Below are 20221 nucleotides of genomic sequence, written 5' to 3' on the forward strand. Positions count from 1 at the left end.
GGTTGCTGGTGTGCCCGTGGCGTCGGGGGTGGAGGTTTACTGCCTGGGGGGTCCCCTTCCCGGGGGGGGGGGGGGGGGGGGGCGCGGGCGGGCCGGGGCGCCCCGCCCGGCGGGGTGGTTCAGGAGTAGACGGAGCCCAGGAGGCCGGCGAGCACGCCGCCCACGAGCGGGCCGGCGACGGGCACCCAGGAGTACGCCCAGTCGCTGGACCCCTTGCCCTTGATGGGCAGGAACGCGTGCGCGATGCGGGGCCCGAGGTCTCGGGCGGGGTTGATGGCGTACCCGGTCGGGCCACCGAGGCTGGCACCGATCGCGACCACGATGAAGGCGACGGCGAGCGGCCCGAGCCCGGACGGGGTCTTGCCCGAGACGACGACGAAGAACACCAGCACGAAGGTCGCGATGACCTCGGTGATGAAGTTCCAGGTGTAGGAGCGCACCTCCGGGCCCGTGGAGAACACGGCGAGCTTCGTGGCCCCGGGGGCCTCCTGGTCGAAGTGCTTCTTGTACGCGATGAACGCGAGCACGGCACCGATGATGGCGCCGATCATCTGAGCTGCGAAGTAGATGAACATGTTGCTCACGGTCGGCTCGATGGTGGCGGTGATCCGCCCCTCGGGCCCGGTGAGCGTGGCGAACGGCATGTCCGCGGTGTACAGCCCGAGCGTCACGGCCGGGTTGAGGTGAGCGCCGGACTTGTAGGCGGTGAAGACGCCCGCGAAGACCGCGAGGCCCCACCCGAAGTTGATCAGCAGCCAGCCGCCGTCAAAGCCCTTGGTCCTGGGCAGGATGACGTTGGCGACCACTCCGGCACCGAGCAGGATCAGCGTCGCGGTCCCGAGGATCTCGGACCAGAACGCCTGCATGATCAATGAGTCCATCGTCGGATCTCTTTCTCTTGAGGGACCTCGTTGTCCTCTCCGGGGTCGGAGAGAGCCCGCGACGGGCGGAGCCCTGCGGGAGACCGGCCGGGTGTCCGGCCGGGGGCGGATCAGCCCCGCAGGGGCTGCATGGCGGCGACGTCGGCGGCTCGGAGGCGTACGGCCTCCGCGCTGGCGTCGTCGGGCTCGTCCTCCGCCGCGTCCTCGGCCTGGGCGCGGGCGGTGTAGGCGTCGATCTCGGCCTGCTTGGTCGCGTCGTCCCAGCCGAGCAGCGGCGCCGCGATGTCGGCGATCTCGGGCAGTGCGGCCAGGCCGCGGTCCGCGACCTCGTACACGAGGCGGGTGCGGTGCAGCAGCAGGTCCTCGAGGTGCAGCGCGCCCTCGTGGCTGACCCCGAAGTGGATCTCGGCGCGCAGGTACGCGGGGGCGCCCTCCAGCGGGCGGGCGAGCGACGGGTCCTGCTCGCACAGCTCCACGAGCTGGCGCAGCGACGAGCCGTACCGGTGCAGCAGGTGGTCGACCATCTGCGGCTTCCAGCCGTACTTGGCGGCCCAGGTGCGGGCGAGGCGGCGCGTGGCCTGCAGGCCGACGGCGCCCAGCAGCGGGATCTGGTGCGTGATCGACGGCAGCGCGGCGGCGCGCTGGCCGATGGCGAAGTCCACGGCGTCCTTCGCCATCACGCGGTAGGTGGTGAGCTTGCCGCCGGCGATGACGGTGAGGCCGGGCACCGGGCTGGCGACGGTGTGCTCGCGCGACACCTTGGCGGAGCTCGTGCCCTCCTTGGTGCCGGGCTGCAGCAGCGGGCGCAGGCCGGCGTAGGTGCCGATGATGTCGTCGCGCGACAGGGGGTGGGCCAGCACCGCGTTCGCGTGGTCGAGGATGTAGTCGATGTCCTGCGCGGTGGCGACCGGGTGGGTCGGGTCCTGGGTCCACGGGGTGTCGGTCGTGCCGACCACCCAGTACCGGGACCACGGGATGACGAACAGCACCGACTTCTCGGTCTGCAGGATCAGGCCGACGGTGCCCTTGATGCGCTCGCGCGGGACGACGATGTGCACGCCCTTGGAGGCGAGCACCCGCAGGCCGCCGGTGTCGCCGGCGAGCGCCTCCGTGTCCTCGGTCCACACGCCGGTGGCGTTGATGACGTGCCGGGCGCGGACGGTGATCTCCTCGCCGCTCTCGAGGTCCGTGAGGACGGCGCCGTTCACCGCGCCGGTGGCGCCCTTGGCGAGCGCCACGACCTGGGTGCGGGACGCCGCGTGCGCGCCGTAGCTGACGGCGGTGCGCACGAGCGTGGACACGAGCCGGGCGTCGTCGACGGAGGCGTCCCAGTACTGCACGGCGCCGATGGCGGCGTCGTGCGCGAGGTCCGGGAACTTGGTCGACATCCGGCGTCGCGACAGGTGCCGGTGCAGCGGCATGGCGCGACGTCCCGGGGCGAGGGACGCGAGCGTGTCGTAGAGCGCGATGCCGGCGCCGACGTACGCGCGCTCCCACAGCCGGTGCTCCAGCGGGTACAGGAACGGCACGGGCTTGACGAGGTGCGGGGCGATGTCCTTGAGCAGGAGGTCGCGCTCGGTGAGCGCCTCCTTGACGAGGTGGAAGTCGAGCATCTGCAGGTAGCGCAGCCCGCCGTGCACCAGCTTGCTGCTGCGGCTGGACGTGCCCGACGCCCAGTCCTGCGCCTCGACGATCGCGGTCGACAGGCCGCGGGTGGCGGCGTCGAGCGCGATGCCGGCGCCGGTGACCCCGCCGCCGACGACGAGCACGTCGAGCTCGCCGCTGGGGGTCTGGGAGCCCTTGAGCGCGGCGAGGGCCTGGGTGCGTGACTCGGCGGTGAGCCGGGTGGAGGCCATCGTTGTTCCTTCCGATCGACGACCCTCCCAGGTCAGCACCGCCAGCACGTCCGCGCAACCTGGGTGCACAAACGTGCAAGGGTGCATGCTGGTGGCATGGCGAGCTACCGGGAACGCGACGTGGTGATGGCCGCGACGATGTACTACCTGCAGGACATGAAGATGGAGACGATCGCGCGGCACCTGCGCACCTCCCGCTCCACCGTCTCCCGTCTGATCAAGCGCGCGCGGGACACCGGCGTCGTCGAGATCACGCTGCGGCCCGGCCCGTCCCGGGCGCCCGGCCTCGGTCAGGAGATCGCCGAGCGGCACGGCATCGACGCGTACGTGGTGCCCGTCTCCGACTCCGCCACCGACGACGACCGGCTGCAGCAGGTGTCCATCACCACCGCACGGCTCCTGGCGCGCTGGTTCGACTCCGACATGGTGCTCGGGGTGGCCTGGGGCACCACGCTCGCCGCGATCACCGAGCACCTGCCCCACAAGCCCACTCGCGGGTCCGCCGTCGTGCAGCTCAACGGCGCGGCCAACACCCGGACCTCGGGCATGAGCTACGCGGGCGACCTGATCTCCGGGTTCGGCACGGCCTTCGACGCGTCCGTCCACTACTTCCCGGTGCCGGCGTTCTTCGACTTCGCCGAGACGAAGGCCGCGATGTGGCGCGAGCGTTCCGTGCGCCGCGTGCTCGACGTCCAGGGCCGCGCCGACATCGCCCTCTTCTCCGTGGGCGCCCTCACCGGCGGCGTTCCCTCGCACGTGTACTCCGCCGGGTACCTCGAGGCCGACGACGTGGCCGTGCTGGACGCCGAGGGCGTGGTGGGCGACGTCTGCACCGTCTTCGTGCGCGCCGACGGCACCTACCGCGACATCTCCCTCAACGCCCGGGCCACCGGCCCCGTGCCCGCCGAGCTGCGCCGTATCCCGCGCCGGCTGTGCGCCGTCGCGGGGGCCAACAAGGTGGCGCCGCTGCGGGCGGCGCTCGCGGCCGGCGTCGTCACGGACCTCGTGATCGACGAGGTCACGGCCGCCGCGCTCGTGGAGGAACCGTGAACGTCCGTGCACCGGGACGCCCGCGCCGGGGCGGGGCGCCGACCGTAGAGTGACCGCGTGCTTCCGGAACCGCCCGGGGACCGCCGGCCCCAGGACCACGGCGCGTCGTTCGCCGTCCGCTCCGCGATGCCGGCCGACATGCGTGGGGTGCGCCGTCTCGTGGAGCCGTACGCCGAGCGGCGCATCCTCCTGGCGAAGGAGATGGTCGGCTACTACGAGGCGGTGCAGGAGTTCCTCGTCGCCGCGGACGTGGACGGGGGCGTCGTGGGGTGCGGCGCGCTGCACGTCATGTGGGACGACCTCGCGGAGGTGCGCACCCTCGCCGCCGACCCGGCCTGGCGCGGCCGCGGCGTGGGGCACGCGATCGTCGAGGGCCTCGTCGAGAGGGCGCGGCGGCTCGGGCTGCGCCGGGTGTTCTGCCTGACGTTCGAGGTCGGCTTCTTCCGCACCCACGGGTTCCGCGAGATCGACGGCACACCCGTCGACGCCGAGGTGTACGCCGAGCTGCTGCGCTCGCACGACGACGGCGTCGCCGAGTTCCTGGACCTGGCGCGGGTGAAGCCCAACACGCTCGGCAACACCCGGATGCTGCTCGAGCTCTGAACCGCCCGCCCGAGCGTCCGCGGCGGACCTAGGCGGGCAGGTGGTACCGGCCGGCGTCGTCCTGCTCGACGAGCCCGTCCTCGACCAGCCCGCCGAGACAGCGGTCGACCTGGCCCTGGTCGGGGCCGGAGTCGGCGAGCAGGGCGCGCGGCACGGGCTCGACGGCGGCGCGCAGCGCGGCCATGACGCGGCCGCGCACCTGGCGGTCGGTGCCGTGCCAGGCCTGCGTGCGACGGCGGTGCGCGTGGGCGTCGGGCGGGTGGCCGGCCGCGCGCCAGGCGCACAGGTCGGCGACCGAGCAGGCGCCGCAGCGCGGCGCGCGGGCGGTGCACACCACGGCGCCCAGCTCCATCGACGCGGCCGCCCAGCGTGCGGCGGTCGCCTCGTCGTCGGGCACGACGCCCGCGGCGAGGCCGCGCTCCGCGGCCGTGGGGGAGGGCGCGCCGAGCGCGGTGCCCCCCAGCGTGCGGGCCAGGACGCGGCGCACGTTGGTGTCCACGACGACGGAGCGGCGCCCGAACGCGAACGCGCGCACCGCGGCCGCCGTGTACTCGCCGATGCCGGGAAGCGCCCGCAGGGCCTCCTCGTCGTCGGGGACCTCGCCGTCGTGCCGCGCGACGATCGCGGCCGCGCACTGCTGCAGGCGCAGCGCGCGGCGGGGGTAGCCGAGCCGGTCCCAGGCGCGCAGCACGTCGGCCGTGGGGGCGGCGGCGAGGTCGGCGGGCGTCGGCCACCGCTCCAGCCAGACCCGCCACACCGGCTCGACCCGGACCACCGGCGTCTGCTGCAGCATCACCTCGCTGACGAGCACGCCCCAGGGCGTGCGGTCCGGGCGCCGCCACGGCAGGTCGCGCGCGGCGTCGTCGAACCACGCGACCGTGCGCGCGACGAGCGGGTCCGCGGTGTCCGGTACGGACGGCGCGGACGGCGTCGAGCGGAGCGGGGCGGGGACGACGGGCACGGCGCCCATTCTGGCCCACGACCTGTCAGGCCCAGCACGGGGTGTACCTCCCTGTGAGCCTGACAACTCGGCGGGTGCGGATGGCGGCGGCGCGGCTCCGCCGCAGGTGGGGACACGCGTCGTACGGTGGCGCCGCGGCACGGATCGAGACGGAGGGGTGGCCCGTGGCACGTGCGGAGGACGGGCGTCGAGGTGGCAGCACCTCGCGTGGCTCCGGCGCGCGTTCCGGTGCGGGTCGGCCCGGCTCCTCGGGCGCGGGGCGGTCCGGCGGCGGGACGCGCAGGACGACGTCGGGTGGCGCCCAGGGCGCGTCGAAGGGCACCGCGAAGGGCACCGGCAAGGGCACGTCCAAGAGCACCGGCCGGGCCGGCGCGAAGAGCTCGGCGCAGGGCGGCTCGCGCAGCGGCACCTCCAAGTCCGGCACTTCACGGGCCGGCACCTCACGGACCGGCACCTCACGGACCGGCGCGAACGCGTCCGGCCGCGCCTCCGCCGGCAGCTCGAGCAACCGGTCGTCGAGCACGCGGTCCTCGAGCACGCGGTCCTCGAGCACGCGGTCCTCGAGCACGCGGTCCTCGAGCACGCGGGGGACGTCGTCGCGCCAGTCGGGGACGCGGGCGACGTCGTCCCGCGCGCAGGGCGCACGCCGGGGCGACCGCCGCGTCGCCACCGCGTCGCAGCTGGTGGCCCCGGGCGGTTCCCGCGCAGGCACGCGCTCGGCGTCGTCCCGACGGACGACGAGCCCCCGGTCGCGGAAGCCTGCGCCGCGCCGCAGCCGCCGTTCGCTGACCGTCTCCCTGCTGGTCGTGGTGCTGCTGTGCGGGGTCGGCGTCGCCGGCGGCTACGGCCTCGGGCAGGCGGTCGACGGCGCGCGGAACCTGCTCGCCGGCCCGGAGAGCCTCCCCGCCGACAAGGTCGCGGCCCCCGAGCCCCTGAACGTGGGTGGGCCCGCCACCACGTGCCGGGCCGACGCCGTCGAGCTCCGGCTCTCGTCGAGCGCGCCGACGGTGACGGCGGGGTCCCCGATGTCGTTCATGGTGCGCGTCACGAACGTAGGGCGGGTGCCGTGCCTGTTCGACGGCGCCGCCGCCAGCCGCGCGGTGACGATCACCGACGACACGGGCAAGGAGAAGGTCTGGTCGTCCGCGGAGTGCTCCGACGGCTCACGACCGCTGCTGCTCGGGCCCGAGGGTGTGGACGCCGGCGAGGTGCGCTGGACGTCGGTCCAGGGCTGCGGCAAGAAGGCGCCGGTCGTCGGGGCGGGCACCTACGAGGCGACCGCGTCCCTGGAGGACGTCCCGGGCGCGACCAGCGAGCCGCTGACGTTCACCGTCGCGGCGAAGGCGAAGGCGAGGACCACCCCGGAGCCGGGCGACGGCGCCGAGGGCGCGACCTCGGGTGCCACGGGCAAGGACGCGGCCGACGACGCGAAGTCCGACGATGCGAAGTCCGACGATGCGAAGTCCGACGACGCCGAGGACGCCGCGGACCGTGCCGCCGACCGCACGACCACCTCGGACGAGAAGGCCGCGACGGACTGACGGTCCCGGGTCCGGGCGGCCCGTGGACCCGCCAGGCCCCGCTCGGGCGCCTGGCGTAGCGTGCCGGCGTGCTCGAACCCGTCCGCCCCGGCGACGTCCCGGACCTGACCGACTTCCTGCGCGGCGCCGACCTCACGGTGGCGGGGCTGACCGCGCCGGCGGTGCGCCTGTGGACCCAGCGTGACGACGAGGGGATCGCGGCGAGCGCGGGCTACGAGCTCAGCGCGGACGGCCGGCACGCGCTGATCCGCAGCACCGCCGTGCGGCCCGACCTGCGCGGGCGGGGAGCCGGGCTCGCGGCCGCGACGTTCGCCGTCGACCGGGCCCGGGAGTCCGGTGCGGCCACGGCGTGGCTGTTCTCGCGACGGTCGGGCCCGTTCTGGCAGCGGCTCGGCTTCACCCGCTCGACGACGGACGCGCTCGCCGCGGCCCTGCCCGACGCGCAGCAGGTGCGGCTGTTCCGGCGGACCGGCCAGCTCGACCGGGAGGTCGCGTGGAGCCTCACGCTGCGCGGGTGAGACCGGTCGCGCCGGTCAGAGGGCTTCCGAACCCGTCGGACGGACGCCCCGTCAGACGTAGCGCTCCAGGATGCTGGACTCGGCGAGGCGGGACAGGCCCTCGCGCACGGCGCGGGCGCGCTGCTCGCCGACGCCGTCGACGGCCATGAGGTCGTCGACGCTCGCCGCGAGGAGCTTCTGCAGCCCGCCGAAGTGCCCGACCAGCCGCTCGATGATGGCGGCGGGCAGGCGCGGCACCTTGGACAGCAGGCGGTAGCCGTGCGGTGCGACGGCGGCGTCGAGCGCCACCCCGCCGCCGGGCAGCTCCAGGACGCGGCCGATGTGGCCGAGGTCGAGCAGCTGCGCGGAGTCGAGGGCGGCGAGGTCGGCGTGCACGCCGGCGAGGGAGCGGCCGCTGCGTTCGAGCTCCACGTAGTCCCGGACGACGAAGTCGCGGTCGGCGCCGATACCGCCGATGAGCTCGTCGAGCTGGAGGGCGAGGAGGCGGCCGTCGGCGCCGAGCTCGACGACGTACCCGTCGATCTCCTCGGAGATCCGGCGCACCATCTCGAGGCGCTGGACGACGGAGCACACGTCGCGCACGGTGACGAGGTCCTCGATCTCCAGCGCGGACAGGGTGCCGGACACCTCGTCGAGGCGGGAGCGGTACCGCTCGAGGGTGGCGAGGGCCTGGTTGGCGCGGCCGAGGATGGTGTCCGGGTCCTCCAGCACGTGCCGGTGCGAGCCGACGTAGATCGCGATGATCCGCATCGACTGGCTGACCGAGATCACGGGCAGGCCGGACTGCTTGGCCACGCGCTCCGCGGTGCGGTGGCGGGTGCCGGACTCGCTGGTCTCGATCGACGGGTCGGGCAGCAGCTGCACGGCGGCGCGGCGGATGCGGGTGGCGTCGTGGTCGAGGACGCACGCGCCGTCCATCTTCGACAGCTCACGCAGCCGGGTGGCGGAGAACTGGACGTCCAGCTCGAAGCCGCCGGAGCACATCTGCTCGACCGTCTTGTCGAGCCCGAGCACGATGAGCGCGCCGGTGCGCCCGCGCAGGATGCGTTCCAACCCGTCGCGCAGCTCGGTGCCGGGGGCGACCGCGGCGAGGGTCTCCCTGAGCAGGGCATCGGAGTGCACGGAGGAGGGAGCCACGGGGGAATCCTACGACGTCAGGGGTCACTCGCCCCGGCGATCCGCCGATCGGACGCCGACCCCGGCGAGCTCGACCGCCTCGGCGAGGTGCCGGGCCTCGAGCAGCTGCATCCCGGCGGGCGCCTTGACCGACGTCCCGGCGGGCACGACGGCGCGCACGAAGCCCAGGCGGGCGGCCTCGCCGACGCGACGGTCCAGCCCGGTGACGGGCCGGATGTCGCCCGCGAGGCCGACCTCTCCGAGCGCGACGGTGCCGGTGGGCAGCGGCTCGCCGGTGCGGGCGGAGACGATCGCGAGCGCGGTGGCGAGGTCGGCGGCGGGCTCGGTGACGCGCGCGCCGCCGATGGTGGAGACGTAGACGTCCTGGTCGGCGAGGCGCAGGCCCGCGTGCCGGTGCAGGACGGCGAGGATCATCGCGAGGCGCGACGACTCGACGCCGCTCGTCGTGCGGCGCGGGTTGGCGAGCGGCGACGGCGCGACCAGGGACTGGAGCTCCAGGGCGAGCGGGCGGCGGCCCTCGAGCGTCACGGTGACGCACGTGCCGGGCACGCCGGCGCCGAGGTGGGACAGGAACAGCCCGCTCGGGTCGCTGAGCCCGATGATGCCCCGCTCGGACAGCTCGAAGCAGCCCACCTCGTCCGTGGGGCCGTACCGGTTCTTCACGGCCCGGACCATCCGCAGCCGCGAGTGCCGGTCGCCCTCGAACTGGCACACGACGTCGACCAGGTGCTCCAGGGTGCGCGGCCCGGCGACGGTGCCGTCCTTGGTGACGTGCCCGACCAGCAGCACGGGCACCTGGCGGGACTTGGCCACGGCGATGAGCGACGCCGCCACCTCGCGCACCTGGCTCACGCCGCCGGGGGCGCCGTCCACCTCGGCGGACGCGATGGTCTGCACGGAGTCGACGACCAGCAGGTCGGGCTCGTTGGCCTCGACGTGGCCCAGCACGGTGCCGAGGTCGGTCTCGGCGGCGAGCAGCAGCGTGGGCGCGAGCGCGCCCACGCGTTCGGCGCGCAGCCGCACCTGCCCCGCGGACTCCTCGCCCGTCACGTACAGGACGGTGCGCGCGTCGCGGCCGTCGGCGCCGCGCGCGTAGGAGGCCGCGACGTCGAGCAGCAGGGTCGACTTGCCGACGCCCGGCTCGCCGGCCAGCAGCACGACGGCGCCCGGCACGAGGCCGCCGCCGAGCACGCGGTCCAGCTCCGGCACCTGGGTGGGCGCGGCCTGCGCGGCCGCGACGTCGATGTCCCCGATCGGCCGCGCCGGGGCACGCCCCGGGCTGGTCGCGACCGTGCGCGGCCCGGTCGACGCGGGCCCCTCGTCCGTGACCGTGCCCCACTCCTGGCACTCGCCGCACCGGCCCACCCACTTGGGGGTCGTCCACCCGCACTCGGTGCAGCGGTAGCCGGGGCGCGACTGCTTGGCGCGGGTGCGGGACGACGTCGTGGTGCTCACGTCGTCAGACGCTAGGGGGCGGCACCGACAGCGCCGTGCGTGACGACCGCGCGATGATGGCGGCATGACCTCCCCGGACGTGAGCCGGTTCCTGCACGACGGCCGCCTGGAGACGATGCCCCGGCGCCGGGAGCACCGCCGCGCGGTCGCACGCTGGCTCGCGCACGCGGCGCTGCCGGCGCTGCTCGACACCGTCGGCGAGCGGGAGCTCACCGACCGGCTGGCGCGGCTCGCCGACGACCCCGTCGGCGTGCGGCGGGCGCTGGTGGACCTCGGCGTCGTGCACCGCACCCGCGACGGCGCGGAGTACTGGCGCACGGAGGTCACCGAGTTCGACGAGGTCGGATGGGCCGACGACTCGGGCCATCGCACGCTGCATCTCGACGGCGACCGGGTCGACTCCATCGCCACGTTCTACGACGAGCTGAACCGCGTGTTCATGGCGGGGGAGGACTGGCGGCTCGGCCCGAGCCTCGACGCCCTGGACGACCTGCTGCACGGCGGCTTCGGCGCGGCGCACGGCGCGGACCGGCTGACCGTCGTCTGGCACGGCTTCGCCCGCTCGCGCGAGGCCCTGGGCTTCGCCGCGACGCGCGGGTACTACCGCTCGAAGGTCGCGGACCCGCGGTTCGACACCGCGCTGTTCCAGGGGCGGCTCGACGACCTCGAGGCCGGGCGTGGCAAGACCTACGCCGAGCTGGTCCTCGAGGTCTTCGCCGACCATCCCGACGTCGAGCTCCTCCTGCGCTGAGCACGCAGGGCCGGGTGGCGCCGGCGCGCGGGCGACCGACACGCGGCGGGCGGACGCGACGCATCCGGGAGGCCGCGCCCTAGGCTGCGTCGTGCACCGCCGCCGACCCCGCAGGAGGACATCGTGAGCCAGGCACGCACGGGCGGGAACGGCCGCCCGTCGCCGGAGGTGTTCCGGCGCCGGCGCATCGTGGTGGCGTCGGCCGCGGGCGCGCTGGTGCTGGTGATCGTGCTGCTCACGGCGTTCGTGTGGCCCGGGTTCGCGAAGGGAGAGCCGGAGCCGCAGGCCACCGTGACCGCGCCGGTGCCGACGCCGACGATCTCGCCCAGCGGGCGCCCGAAGGACCAGACGGCGTTCGTCAAAGCGCAGCCGGACTCGGTACTGGCGCTGGCGCTGCGCGAGGTCACGGAGGACAAGTCCTGGGAGGACGACGCGGACGCGGTCGAGTCCTGGCGGCTCGTCTACGCGGACGGCGACGGCGAGGGCGCGACGACGGTCCAGGTGCACGCCGGTCAGTGGGAGGACGACGACGCGGCGACCGCCGCGTACGAGGCGCTGGTCAAGGCGGCGGGCGAGCCGACCGGCGAGGGCGAGGTCTCCGTCGACGGCAAGGCCACCGGCGCCTACGTGGTGACGCCCGGTTCGACCGAGGGGGCCGCCGTCGTGACCTGGCGCAACGGCACCGCGGTGCTGCAGGCCACCGGCCCGGCAGGCGTGGTCGAGGACTTCTATTCCGCGTACCCCCTTTGACATGACGCGGCCAGCCGATGCTGTAGGACGACCGGACTCCGACGACGAATTCTTCCGTTCGCTGCTCTGGGAGTGCTTGCCCGAGGTACGCCGGGAGGTCGTCGCGCTTGAGCGCGACGAGCGGGAGCTTGCGTCGGATCTCGGAATCACCCCGCAGACCTGCGTCTCCGCCTACACCCTGGCTTCGGTCGTGCTCATGAATGCGGTCCTGGAGCCAGCTCTCGACGCGGTCGTGCCGGACAGGGACGTTGTGTCCAGGGCTGCGCTTGTCATCGGACGAACCCTGAGCTCGGGGAGCGATTACCTTGCGGACATGATCAGTCTGCGGGTGACGGACAACCTCCTGAGCTCTCCCCGCAGGTGGGGGCGAATGCGTGAGTTCGCCGGCCCTGAACTCCTGGCCGAGGCAGAAGATCGTTCCCAGTACTTCGTGACCAGACATGAGCCCGTCTGAAACCCTGAAGTCGTCGGTCGGGTTCGCTTGTTGACCGGAACCGTGGCCGCCGCCCCCGTGCACCCCGGACGAGCGCGGGAGCCCGGTGCGGCGACGTACCGTGGTGCCCGTGAGCGAGCAGACTGACGAGCAGGCCGGCGCCCCGACGGACCGGGTGGGCGGCGTGAAGATGGCGTTCCTCGGCACGGGGAACATGGGCGAGGCGGTGCTGGCGGGCGCGCTGTCCGCGGGCGTCGCGCCGCAGGACGTGGTGGCCACCTCGCGCCGGCCCGAGCGGGGGGCACACCTCACCGAGCGGTTCGGAGTCCGCGCGACGACGGACAACGTCGCCGCGGTCGAGGGCGCGCACGTCGTCGTCATCGGGGTGAAGCCCAAGGACGTCGGCGCGATGCTCGACCGCGTGGCCGACTCGCTCGAGCCGGGCGCCGTCGTCGTGAGCGTGGCGGCAGGCCTGCCGCTGTCGTTCTTCGAGCAGCGCCTGCCCGCCGGCACGCCCGTCGTCCGCGCGATGCCGAACACGCCCGCGTTGGTGGGCGCGGGGGTCACCGCCGTGGTCGGCGGCACTGCCGCCCGCGAGGACGACGTCGCGCTGGTCGAGCAGGTGCTCGCCGGCTCCGGGCACGTCTTCCGGGTCGCCGAGAAGGACATCGACGCGTTCGGCGCGCTGGCCGGCTCCGGCCCGGCGTACGTGTTTTACGTGGTGGACGCGATGGCGGAGGCGGGCGTGCTGCTCGGCCTCACGCGCGACGTCGCCCGCCGGCTCGCCGTCGAGACCGTGCTCGGCTCGGCGAAGCTGCTCGACGAGACGGGGGAGCACCCGGTGCTGCTGCGCGAGAAGGTCTCCTCGCCCGGCGGCACCACCGTCGCGGCCCTGCGGAAGCTCGACGACGGCGGCGTGCGCGCCGCGTTCCTCGACGCGCTCGAGGCGGCCCGCGACCGGTCCCGCGAGCTCGCCGCCGAGCACGCCTGAGCCGGTCCGACGGGGGGAGCGGTCGTGACGGGCGGTCGGGACGACGGGGGCCCCGCGCGCCGGGGGAGGCGTCCCGCGGGTCAGGAGACCCGCGAGGTCGTGCTGGCCGGTGCGCGCCAGGAGTTCCTCGAGCGCGGCTACGAGGCGGCGTCCGTCCGCTCGGTCGCGCGGCGCGCGGGCGTCGACCCGGGCACGGTGCGGCACTGGTTCGGCGACAAGACGCACCTGTTCACCGCCTCCCTCGGCCTGGTCGACATCGACCCGGCGGCGATCGTGCGGGCGGCGGCCGAGGGCCCCGTCGAGAGCCTGGGGGAGCGGCTGGTGCGGTCGGTCGTCGAGGTGTGGGACACGGACTACGGCGAGACGGTGCGGCTGGTCGTCCCCGCGGTCATGTCCGACCCGGGGCTGCGCGCGCTGCTGCCGCAGTTCCTGGGCGCCGAGCTGCTCGGGCCCCTCGTGCGCCGGCTCGACGTCGACGACGCGCGCCTGCGCACCGCGCTGGTCGCGTCGCAGATGGTCGGTGTCCTCCTCACGCGGTTCCTCGTGCCGATCGACCCGCTGGCGACCCTCCCGCCTGCCCGGGTCGCGGCCCTCGTCGGCCCGACCGTGCAGCGCTACCTCACGGGAGACCTGCCCGAGGGCATTGCGTCCCGTGGGAGCGAGGAGCACAATTCCCCACATGGGGAATAGCGACGCCGCGGTGCGGGTCCGGGGGCTGCGCGTGGAGCGCGGCGGCCGGCCGATCATCGACGGCCTGGACGTGACGGTGCCCGCCGGCCAGGTGGTGGGCCTGCTCGGCCCGTCCGGCTCGGGCAAGACGACGCTGCTGCGCGCCGTCGTCGGCGTCCAGGCCCGCGTGACGGGCGAGGTGACCGTGCTCGGCGAGGCGGCCGGGTCGCCGGGCCTGCGCCGCCGCGTGGGCTACGTGACCCAGGCGGCCTCCGTCTACACCGACCTCACGGTGGTGCAGAACCTGCGCTACTTCGCCCGGCTCGCCGGCCTGCCCCGCGCGGGCGCGGAGGCGGCCGTGCGGCGGGCCGTCGCCACCGTCGACCTGGGCGGGCACGAGAAGCAGCGCGTCGGCACGCTGTCCGGCGGCGAGCGCTCCCGGGTCTCGCTCGCGGCCGCGCTGGTCGTCGACCCCGAGCTCCTCGTGCTCGACGAGCCCACCGTCGGCCTCGACCCCGTGCTGCGCCGCGACCTGTGGGCGATGTTCCGGCGGCTCGCGGGCGAAGGGCGCACGCTGCTCGTCTCCAGCCACGTCATGGACGAGGCCACCCAGTGCGACCGGCTCCTGCTGCTGCGCGACGGGGCCCTCGTCGCCGACACCACGCCGGCCGAGCTGCTCGCCACCACGGGTGCGCCCGACGCCGAGCGGGCCTTCCTCGCGCTCATCGACCAGCAGGCGGCGACGTCCGGCTCGACGACGGGGGAGGGCTCCCGATGACGCTGACCGCCACGACCGCGGGCCGCGTGCTGGCCCAGCTCCGGTTCGACCGTCGCACCGTCGCGCTCATCCTCGTGCTGCCGTGCCTGCTGCTCGGCCTCATCGCGTGGATGTTCGACGGCACGCCGGTGCTCGACCAGTTCGGCCCGATGCTCGTGGGGCTGTTCCCGCTGATCGTGATGTTCCTGGTGACGAGCGTCGCGACCCTGCGCGAGCGGCAGTCGGGCACGCTCGAGCGGCTCATGACGACGCCGCTGCGCAAGGGCGACTTCGTGGCGGGCTACGCGCTCGCGTTCGCCGCCCTGGCCCTGCTGCAGTCGCTGGTGGTCGTGGGCTTCGCGCTCGCCGTCGGGATGGACGTGCTCGGGCCGTTGTGGCTGGTGCTGGTCGTGGGGATGCTCGACGCCGTCCTCGGCTGCTGCCTCGGCCTCGCCGCCTCCGCCCTCGCGCGCACCGAGTTCCAGGCCGTGCAGATGATGCCCGCGGTGATCTTCCCGCAGCTCATCACCTGCGGGCTCCTCATGCCGCGCGACCAGATGCCCGAGGTCCTCGAGTGGCTCTCGCGCGTCTTCCCGCTCACCTACGCCGTCGAGGCGATGCAGACCCTCGCCGCCGGCGGCGAGTGGGCGGACGTGCAGGGCGCCGTCGGCGCCATCGCGCTGTTCATCGTCGGCGCCGTCGTCCTCGGCGTGGCCACCCTGCGCCGTCGCACCGCCTGACCTGCCGCTCGCAGGGTGGTCAGCGGAAGCGCGGGTCGTTCCCGGCCCGGGTGCTGACGACGAGCCCGAGCTCGTCGGCGACGTCGTCCCAGGCGACGTACGAGAACCCGGTGGCGTCGCCGCGGCCGGGATCGACGTCGGGGCCGGTCTCCGGCTCGTCGTGCGTGACGAGCAGGCCCTGGCGGTACGGGCCGACGGGGCGGTTCGTCACGGCCAGGCCGTCGGAGCCGTTGACGTCGTCCACGCCGTCCGTCCCCGCGACGCGGAAGGAACCGAGCGCCTGGTTGCGGCCCGTCGTGGAGTAGACGGCGTAGGTGTCGTCGCCCTGGCTGGACACGATGACGTACCCCGTGCGGCCTGGGCCGTGGTAGACGTCGACACCCTCGGCGTCGGCGGTGAGCAGGTCGCCGCCGAACGGGTTCGCGGCGACGGCCTCCTCCTGCGACGACCCGTCGGCGGGGGAGCACTCCTCGGTCCCGGGGTCGTAGGCGTCCTCGACGCCGAAGTCGGTGACCGTGTCGACGAGCCGTGGCTCGCCGGACCCCAGCGGCAGCGGCAGGCGCCACAGGCCGACATCCTCCTGCGCGGCGTACAGCGTGCCGGTGCGCTGGTCGACCGACAGCCCCTCGAGCTGCGGGCCCACGCCCGGCTCCTCGCACGGCGTCCACGTGCCGCCGTCGGGCAGGTCGAACGACGCGGGCAGGTCGAGGCGGTCGACGTCCGCGTACCCGACGCTGCCGTCGGCGCGCGGGACGAGGCGGGCGGTCGCGACCGCCGTCGTGCCCTCCTGCGTGACGACCGCGTACGCCGCGCCGTCGCGGGGCTGCCACACCGCCAGCCCGTACGCGGTGTGCTCGGAGTCGACGCCGGCGCGGTCGGGCTGGAAGAGGAAGCCCTGCTCGGCCGCGGTGATCTCCGTGAGCGGCACGTCGGCGGCGGCGCCGTCCGGGTCGACGGCGAAGAACCGGAGCTGGTCGTTGTACCGGTCGGAGACGACGGCGACGTCCACCCGCTCGCCGCCCACGCGCAGGCCGTAGGCGAGGTCCACGTTGTTGTAGCGTCCGGGCACGCCGTCCGCCCGCGGCGCCGGGTCCGCGGCGAGCGACTGCAGCTCGCGTCCCGCGGTGTCGTACACGCGCAGGCCGCCCTCCTTCGCCGTCGCGAGGACCAGCGAGTCCCGGGAGTCGCCCGGGTGCACCCAGATCGCGGGGTCGTCGCCGGACGCGGCGCCGCCCGCCTCGTCGTCGTACAGCACGGGCGTCTCGACGTCGGTCGTCACGGTCGCGACGCCGCGCCCGTGACCATGGCCGGGCACGTGGCCGTGACCCCAGGCCGCGGAGGCGGGCACGACGGCGAGGGCGGGGAGCAGCAGCAGCGCGGGCAGGGCGCGTCGAGGGGATCGCATGGACCCCGAGCGTGCCGGGCGTCGTTGGCCGAGCGGTGGCGCCGGAATGAACGGTCGCCGAACACCCGCCCGGGTCAGGGCCGCGCGGAGAACCGCTCCAGCAGGTCGGCGTGGCCGGAGCAGACCAGCAGGTCGTTGGCGCTCACGCGGGTCTCGGGCGTCGCGTACTGGAACTCCACGCCGGGCGACTTCACGCCGATGACGGTGACGCCGTACCGCTTGCGGATGTCCGACTGCGCGAGCGTGAAGCCCTGCATCTCCTTCGGCGGGCGCATCTTGACGATGGTGAAGCCGTCCTCCACCTCGATGTAGTCGAGCATCTTGCCGCTCACGAGGTGCGCCACGCGGGAGCCGGCGTCGGCCTCGGGGTAGACGACGTGGTGCGCGCCGATGCGGGTGAGGATGCGGCCGTGCTCGGCGGAGATGGCCTTCGACCAGATCTGCGGGGTGCCGAGGTCCACGAGGTTCGCGGTGATGAGCACGGACGCCTCGAGCTCGGTGCCGACGCCCACCACGGCGACGCCGAAGTCCTTCGCGCCGAGCTGGATCAGCGCCTCCGACTCGGACGCGTCCGCCTCGACCAGCGGCAGCCGCCCGGACCACTGCGCCACGAGCTTCTCGTCGCGCTCGACGGCGAGCACGTCCTGCCCCAGCCGGTCCAGCGTCGTCGCGAGCGAGGAGCCGAAGCGGCCGAGGCCGATCACGAGCACGCCCGCGTCGCGCGCGGGAGCCTTCTTCTCCGCCACGGTTCTCCTCTGTCAGACGGGTCGTCGGTGCGAGGTCACCCGATGATCGGGCGCTCCTCGGGGAAGCGTACGATGCGACGCCGGTCGCGCAGGGCCAGGGCGCCGAGCAGCGAGATGACGCCCACGCGCCCCACGAACATCAGGCCGGCGAGCAGGTACTTCGCGCCGTCGGGCAGGGACGCGGTGACGCCGGTGGACAGGCCCACCGTGGCGTAGGCGGAGATCACCTCGAACAGCGCCTCGGACAGCCGCAGGTCGGTCATGCGCAGCAGCGCGAGGCACGACACGAGCACGGCGGTGGCGCCCACGAAGACCACCGCGATGGACAGCCGCAGGGTGTCGCGGGGGATGCGCCGGCCGAACACCTCGGTGTCGGCGTCGCCGCGCGCCTCGGCGACGATCGCGAGCAGCATGACGGCGAACGTCGTGACCTTGATGCCACCCGCGGTCGACGCCGAGCCGCCGCCCACGAACATCAGGGCGTCGGTGAGGAGCCACGTCTCCTGCGTCATCTCGTGCACGGGCACGGAGCTGAAGCCCGCCGAGCGTGGCATCACCGAGGCGAAGATCGACGACAGGATCTTGGTGCCGAAGCTCTGGTCGCCGAACGTCGCGGGGTTGTTCCACTCCAGCGCGCCGATGAGCAGCGCGCCCGCCACGAGGAGCGCGAGGCTGGTGGTCACCGTCAGCTTGGTGTGCAGCGACAGGGCCCGCACCCAGTGCTTGTGCTTGCGGCGGCGGTTGGTGATGACGTTGAGGATGACGGGGAAGCCGAGGGAGCCGATGAAGACGCCGAGGGCGATCGGCACCAGCACGAACCAGTCCGACGCGAAGGGCAGCAGGCCCTCGGGGGTGGGCACGAACCCGGCGTTGTTGAACGACGAGATGCCGTAGAAGAGGGCGTGCCACGCGGCCGTCCCGGCGTGGTCGCCGAGGACGAGGAAGCGGGGGAACAGCAGCAGCGACAGGATCAGCTCGATGCTGGTGGCCGTGATGATGATCGTCTGCAGGAGCGCGCCGACCTCGCCGAGCCGCTCCGTCTTCGTCTCCGAGGCGGTGAGGAGCTTCTGGGTGAGGCCCAGCCGGCGCGACACGGCGAGGCCGAGCAGCGAGGCGAGCGTCATCACGCCCAGGCCGCCCACCTTGATGCCGACGAGGATGACGACGTGACCGAACTCGGACCAGTAGGTCGCGGTGTCCTGCACGACGAGTCCCGTGACGCAGACGGCCGACGTCGCGGTGAAGAAGGCGTCGACGACGGAGGCGCCGCGGCCGGACGCCGTCGCCCACGGGGTCAGCAGCAGCAGCCAGATCACGGTGATGACGGCCGCGAAGACCGTCATCGCGAGGCGGGCGGGGTACTCGCGGGCCGCGCGGTTCGCCCATCCGCGCAGCGCGAGCGCGCGACCGCCCCAGCTCCCCGGCACCCTGTCCCCTCTCGCCCCTCAGTCGCTGGGCACAGCCTGCCACGCCGTCGGCTACCGTGACGGGATGCGCGTCGCCCGGCTGCTGTGGAGCCCCGAGCTCCTGCGTTACGACTTCGGCCCCGGGCACCCCATGGCGCCCGCCCGCCTCGACCTCACGATGCGGCTCGTGGCGGAGCTCGGGCTGCTCGACGAGCCCACCCTGGAGACGGCCGACGTCGAGCCCGCACCCGACGCGCTCATCGAGACGGTGCACGACGCCGCGTACGTCGCGGCGGTGCGGCGGGCGGCCGCGGACGGCACCCCGGACCCGGCGCGCGGACTCGGCACCGAGGACGACCCGGTGTTCCCGGCGATGCACGAGGCCGCGGCCCGCCTGGTCGCGGCGTCGGTGGACGCGGCGGAGTCCGTGTGGTCGGGGCGGGTCGCCCACGGCGTGAACATCGCCGGCGGGATGCACCACGCCCAGCGCGGCGCGGCGTCCGGGTTCTGCATCTACAACGACGCCGCGGCGGCCGTGCGGCGGCTGCTCGACCTCGGGGCCGAACGGGTCGCGTACGTCGACCTGGACGCCCACCACGGCGACGGCGTCGAGGCGATCTTCTGGGACGACCCGCGCGTGCTCACCGTCTCCGTGCACCAGGACGGACACACGCTGTTCCCGGGCAGCGGCAACGCCGGCGACACCGGCGGGACGGCGGCGCAGGGCACCGCGGTGAACGTGGCGCTGCCGCCACGCACCGACGGCGCGCACTGGCTGCGCGCGGTGGACGCCGTCGTGCCCGCGGTGGTGCGCGAGTTCCGTCCGCAGGTGATCGTGTCGCAGCACGGCTGCGACGCGCACGGCAACGACCCGCTCACCGACCTGAACGTGGGCGTCGGCGCGCAGCGCACCGCGGCGCGCTGGGTGCACGACCTGGCGCACGAGCTCGCCGACGGCCGCTGGGTCGCCCTCGGCGGCGGCGGGTACGCCGTGGTCGACGTCGTGCCGCTGGTGTGGGCGAGCCTGGTGGCGGAGGCGGCGCACGCGCCGCTGGCGATCGGCATCGAGCTGCCGGAGTCCTGGCGGCGCGAGGTCGAGGAGCTGTCCGGGCTGGACCCGGCCGAGCGCCTCGGCAGCGGCGACGTCGAGTGGCGTCCCTGGGCGGACGGCTACGACCCGGCCGACGACGTCGACCGCGCGATCCTCGCCACCCGGCGGCACGTGTTCCCCACGTGGGGGCTGGACCCGTACCGCGACTGACGTCACGGCGTCGGTCGGACGGGCGACGGTCGGGAGGACGCCGGGCATCGGGTACCCTGGGGGACGGACTTTTCCGCGTTGGTCGGCTGCTCCTGGAGACAGGGCTCCTGGGACCAACCGTGTTCCACCGACCGACAAGCATTGTGAGGACCTCATGGGCTCCGTCATCAAGAAGCGCCGCAAGCGCATGGCGAAGAAGAAGCACCGCAAGCTGCTGCGGAAGACGCGTCACCAGCGTCGCAACAAGAAGTGACGTCGTCCGCCTGACGGCGGACCGCACGGACGAACGGGCCCGGCACCTCCACGGAGG

22 protein-coding genes are annotated in these 20221 nt (G+C 74.4%); 13 read left to right on the forward strand and 9 right to left on the reverse strand.

From position 1 onward, the window contains the following. Positions 1 to 119 precede the first annotated feature (119 nt). Together ACFQ80_RS20475 and ACFQ80_RS20480 are read right to left on the reverse strand one after the other, a co-directional pair. Positions 120 to 881: an MIP/aquaporin family protein gene (locus ACFQ80_RS20475; RefSeq protein WP_430550630.1), complete on the reverse strand. Its 762-nt coding sequence runs from the start codon at positions 879 to 881 to the stop codon at positions 120 to 122. Positions 882 to 991: 110 nt separating this feature from the next. Next, positions 992 to 2737 carry a glycerol-3-phosphate dehydrogenase/oxidase gene (locus ACFQ80_RS20480; RefSeq protein ID WP_430564953.1) on the reverse strand — a complete coding sequence of 582 codons (1746 nt, stop codon included), beginning with the start codon at positions 2735 to 2737 and terminating at the stop codon, positions 992 to 994. 96 nt (positions 2738 to 2833) lie between these two features. Between ACFQ80_RS20480 and ACFQ80_RS20485 the strand changes: the two genes are divergently transcribed. Beyond that, a complete protein-coding gene (locus ACFQ80_RS20485; RefSeq protein ID WP_430550628.1) occupies positions 2834 to 3787 on the forward strand; it encodes a sugar-binding transcriptional regulator in 954 nt (317 codons plus the stop codon). A gap of 126 nt (positions 3788 to 3913) precedes the next feature. Then, positions 3914 to 4390, forward strand: coding sequence for an amino-acid N-acetyltransferase (locus tag ACFQ80_RS20490; protein ID WP_430550772.1), 477 nt, complete (start codon positions 3914 to 3916; stop codon positions 4388 to 4390). A 28-nt stretch (positions 4391 to 4418) separates the two neighbouring features. On the opposite strand, the gene ACFQ80_RS20495 is transcribed toward ACFQ80_RS20490, so the two are convergent. Both ACFQ80_RS20495 and ACFQ80_RS20500 read right to left on the reverse strand, forming a co-directional pair. Then, the gene (locus tag ACFQ80_RS20495) at positions 4419 to 5360 is read right to left on the reverse strand and encodes an A/G-specific adenine glycosylase (RefSeq protein WP_430564954.1); all 942 of its coding nucleotides are present in this window, start codon (positions 5358 to 5360) and stop codon (positions 4419 to 4421) included. 16 nt (positions 5361 to 5376) lie between these two features. Further along, complete coding sequence (locus ACFQ80_RS20500) at positions 5377 to 6063, reverse strand: hypothetical protein (RefSeq protein WP_430564955.1); 687 nt, start codon at positions 6061 to 6063, stop codon at positions 5377 to 5379. A gap of 94 nt (positions 6064 to 6157) precedes the next feature. On the opposite strand from ACFQ80_RS20500, the gene ACFQ80_RS20505 reads away from it, so the two are divergent. Both ACFQ80_RS20505 and ACFQ80_RS20510 read left to right on the forward strand, forming a co-directional pair. Beyond that, a complete protein-coding gene (locus tag ACFQ80_RS20505; protein ID WP_430564956.1) occupies positions 6158 to 6892 on the forward strand; it encodes a hypothetical protein in 735 nt (244 codons plus the stop codon). 68 nt (positions 6893 to 6960) lie between these two features. Next, a complete protein-coding gene (locus tag ACFQ80_RS20510; RefSeq protein WP_430564957.1) occupies positions 6961 to 7410 on the forward strand; it encodes a GNAT family N-acetyltransferase in 450 nt (149 codons plus the stop codon). Between the two features lie 51 nt (positions 7411 to 7461). Here ACFQ80_RS20510 and disA read toward each other — a convergent pair whose 3' ends face one another. Together disA and radA are read right to left on the reverse strand one after the other, a co-directional pair. Next, positions 7462 to 8547, reverse strand: a complete 1086-nt coding sequence (gene disA, locus ACFQ80_RS20515; protein ID WP_430550624.1) for a DNA integrity scanning diadenylate cyclase DisA — start codon at positions 8545 to 8547, stop codon at positions 7462 to 7464. A 24-nt stretch (positions 8548 to 8571) separates the two neighbouring features. Continuing rightward, positions 8572 to 10002 carry a DNA repair protein RadA gene (gene radA, locus ACFQ80_RS20520; protein WP_430564958.1) on the reverse strand — a complete coding sequence of 477 codons (1431 nt, stop codon included), beginning with the start codon at positions 10000 to 10002 and terminating at the stop codon, positions 8572 to 8574. Between the two features lie 64 nt (positions 10003 to 10066). Here radA and ACFQ80_RS20525 point away from each other — a divergent pair, with 64 nt between their 5' ends. The 7 genes from ACFQ80_RS20525 to ACFQ80_RS20555 all read left to right on the forward strand — a co-directional run bounded on the left by ACFQ80_RS20525 (position 10067) and on the right by ACFQ80_RS20555 (position 15093). After that, complete coding sequence (locus ACFQ80_RS20525; RefSeq protein WP_430564959.1) at positions 10067 to 10753, forward strand: DUF2087 domain-containing protein; 687 nt, start codon at positions 10067 to 10069, stop codon at positions 10751 to 10753. A gap of 123 nt (positions 10754 to 10876) precedes the next feature. Further along, complete coding sequence (locus ACFQ80_RS20530) at positions 10877 to 11503, forward strand: hypothetical protein (protein ID WP_430564960.1); 627 nt, start codon at positions 10877 to 10879, stop codon at positions 11501 to 11503. A gap of 1 nt (position 11504) precedes the next feature. Continuing rightward, complete coding sequence (locus ACFQ80_RS20535; RefSeq protein WP_430564961.1) at positions 11505 to 11957, forward strand: hypothetical protein; 453 nt, start codon at positions 11505 to 11507, stop codon at positions 11955 to 11957. A gap of 109 nt (positions 11958 to 12066) precedes the next feature. Further along, a complete protein-coding gene (gene proC, locus ACFQ80_RS20540; protein WP_430550620.1) occupies positions 12067 to 12927 on the forward strand; it encodes a pyrroline-5-carboxylate reductase in 861 nt (286 codons plus the stop codon). A 24-nt stretch (positions 12928 to 12951) separates the two neighbouring features. Then, entirely contained in the window at positions 12952 to 13617 is a 666-nt protein-coding gene (locus ACFQ80_RS20545; protein ID WP_430564962.1) for a TetR family transcriptional regulator, read from the forward strand. Then, positions 13607 to 14374, forward strand: a complete 768-nt coding sequence (locus ACFQ80_RS20550; protein WP_430550618.1) for an ABC transporter ATP-binding protein — start codon at positions 13607 to 13609, stop codon at positions 14372 to 14374. Before ACFQ80_RS20545 ends, ACFQ80_RS20550 begins: the two co-directional genes overlap by 11 nt. Beyond that, on the forward strand, positions 14371 to 15093 hold the full coding sequence (locus ACFQ80_RS20555) for an ABC transporter permease (protein ID WP_430547738.1): 723 nt from the start codon (positions 14371 to 14373) through the stop codon (positions 15091 to 15093). Before ACFQ80_RS20550 ends, ACFQ80_RS20555 begins: the two co-directional genes overlap by 4 nt. A gap of 19 nt (positions 15094 to 15112) precedes the next feature. On the opposite strand, the gene ACFQ80_RS20560 is transcribed toward ACFQ80_RS20555, so the two are convergent. From ACFQ80_RS20560 to ACFQ80_RS20570, 3 genes are all read right to left on the reverse strand, one after another. Beyond that, complete coding sequence (locus ACFQ80_RS20560; protein ID WP_430564963.1) at positions 15113 to 16498, reverse strand: phytase; 1386 nt, start codon at positions 16496 to 16498, stop codon at positions 15113 to 15115. A gap of 74 nt (positions 16499 to 16572) precedes the next feature. After that, the gene (locus ACFQ80_RS20565) at positions 16573 to 17244 is read right to left on the reverse strand and encodes a potassium channel family protein (RefSeq protein ID WP_430550616.1); all 672 of its coding nucleotides are present in this window, start codon (positions 17242 to 17244) and stop codon (positions 16573 to 16575) included. A 35-nt stretch (positions 17245 to 17279) separates the two neighbouring features. Further along, positions 17280 to 18671: a TrkH family potassium uptake protein gene (locus tag ACFQ80_RS20570; protein ID WP_430550615.1), complete on the reverse strand. Its 1392-nt coding sequence runs from the start codon at positions 18669 to 18671 to the stop codon at positions 17280 to 17282. 64 nt (positions 18672 to 18735) lie between these two features. On the opposite strand from ACFQ80_RS20570, the gene ACFQ80_RS20575 reads away from it, so the two are divergent. Together ACFQ80_RS20575 and ACFQ80_RS20580 are read left to right on the forward strand one after the other, a co-directional pair. Further along, the gene (locus tag ACFQ80_RS20575; RefSeq protein ID WP_430564964.1) at positions 18736 to 19911 is read left to right on the forward strand and encodes an acetoin utilization protein AcuC; all 1176 of its coding nucleotides are present in this window, start codon (positions 18736 to 18738) and stop codon (positions 19909 to 19911) included. Between the two features lie 154 nt (positions 19912 to 20065). Further along, positions 20066 to 20164 (forward strand): 30S ribosomal protein bS22, encoded by a 99-nt coding sequence (locus ACFQ80_RS20580; protein WP_003792170.1) that lies wholly within the window; start codon positions 20066 to 20068, stop codon positions 20162 to 20164. Positions 20165 to 20221 lie beyond the last annotated feature (57 nt).

It is taken from the genome of Isoptericola sp. NPDC056578 (genome assembly GCF_042793275.1).
Classification (GTDB): domain Bacteria; phylum Actinomycetota; class Actinomycetes; order Actinomycetales; family Cellulomonadaceae; genus Isoptericola.

Coding starts and splice junctions, on each gene's coding strand:
- ACFQ80_RS20525 (WP_430564959.1), top strand. CDS start 10,067: ATGACCTCCCCGGACGTGAGCCGGTTCCTGCACGACGGCCGCCTGGAG.
- ACFQ80_RS20535 (WP_430564961.1), top strand. CDS start 11,505: ATGACGCGGCCAGCCGATGCTGTAGGACGACCGGACTCCGACGACGAA.
- ACFQ80_RS20575 (WP_430564964.1), top strand. CDS start 18,736: ATGCGCGTCGCCCGGCTGCTGTGGAGCCCCGAGCTCCTGCGTTACGAC.
- ACFQ80_RS20560 (WP_430564963.1), bottom strand. CDS start 16,498: ATGCGATCCCCTCGACGCGCCCTGCCCGCGCTGCTGCTGCTCCCCGCC.
- ACFQ80_RS20475 (WP_430550630.1), bottom strand. CDS start 881: ATGGACTCATTGATCATGCAGGCGTTCTGGTCCGAGATCCTCGGGACC.
- ACFQ80_RS20485 (WP_430550628.1), top strand. CDS start 2,834: ATGGCGAGCTACCGGGAACGCGACGTGGTGATGGCCGCGACGATGTAC.
- ACFQ80_RS20495 (WP_430564954.1), bottom strand. CDS start 5,360: ATGGGCGCCGTGCCCGTCGTCCCCGCCCCGCTCCGCTCGACGCCGTCC.
- ACFQ80_RS20550 (WP_430550618.1), top strand. CDS start 13,607: ATGGGGAATAGCGACGCCGCGGTGCGGGTCCGGGGGCTGCGCGTGGAG.
- ACFQ80_RS20580 (WP_003792170.1), top strand. CDS start 20,066: ATGGGCTCCGTCATCAAGAAGCGCCGCAAGCGCATGGCGAAGAAGAAG.
- ACFQ80_RS20555 (WP_430547738.1), top strand. CDS start 14,371: ATGACGCTGACCGCCACGACCGCGGGCCGCGTGCTGGCCCAGCTCCGG.
- ACFQ80_RS20480 (WP_430564953.1), bottom strand. CDS start 2,737: ATGGCCTCCACCCGGCTCACCGCCGAGTCACGCACCCAGGCCCTCGCC.
- ACFQ80_RS20490 (WP_430550772.1), top strand. CDS start 3,914: ATGCCGGCCGACATGCGTGGGGTGCGCCGTCTCGTGGAGCCGTACGCC.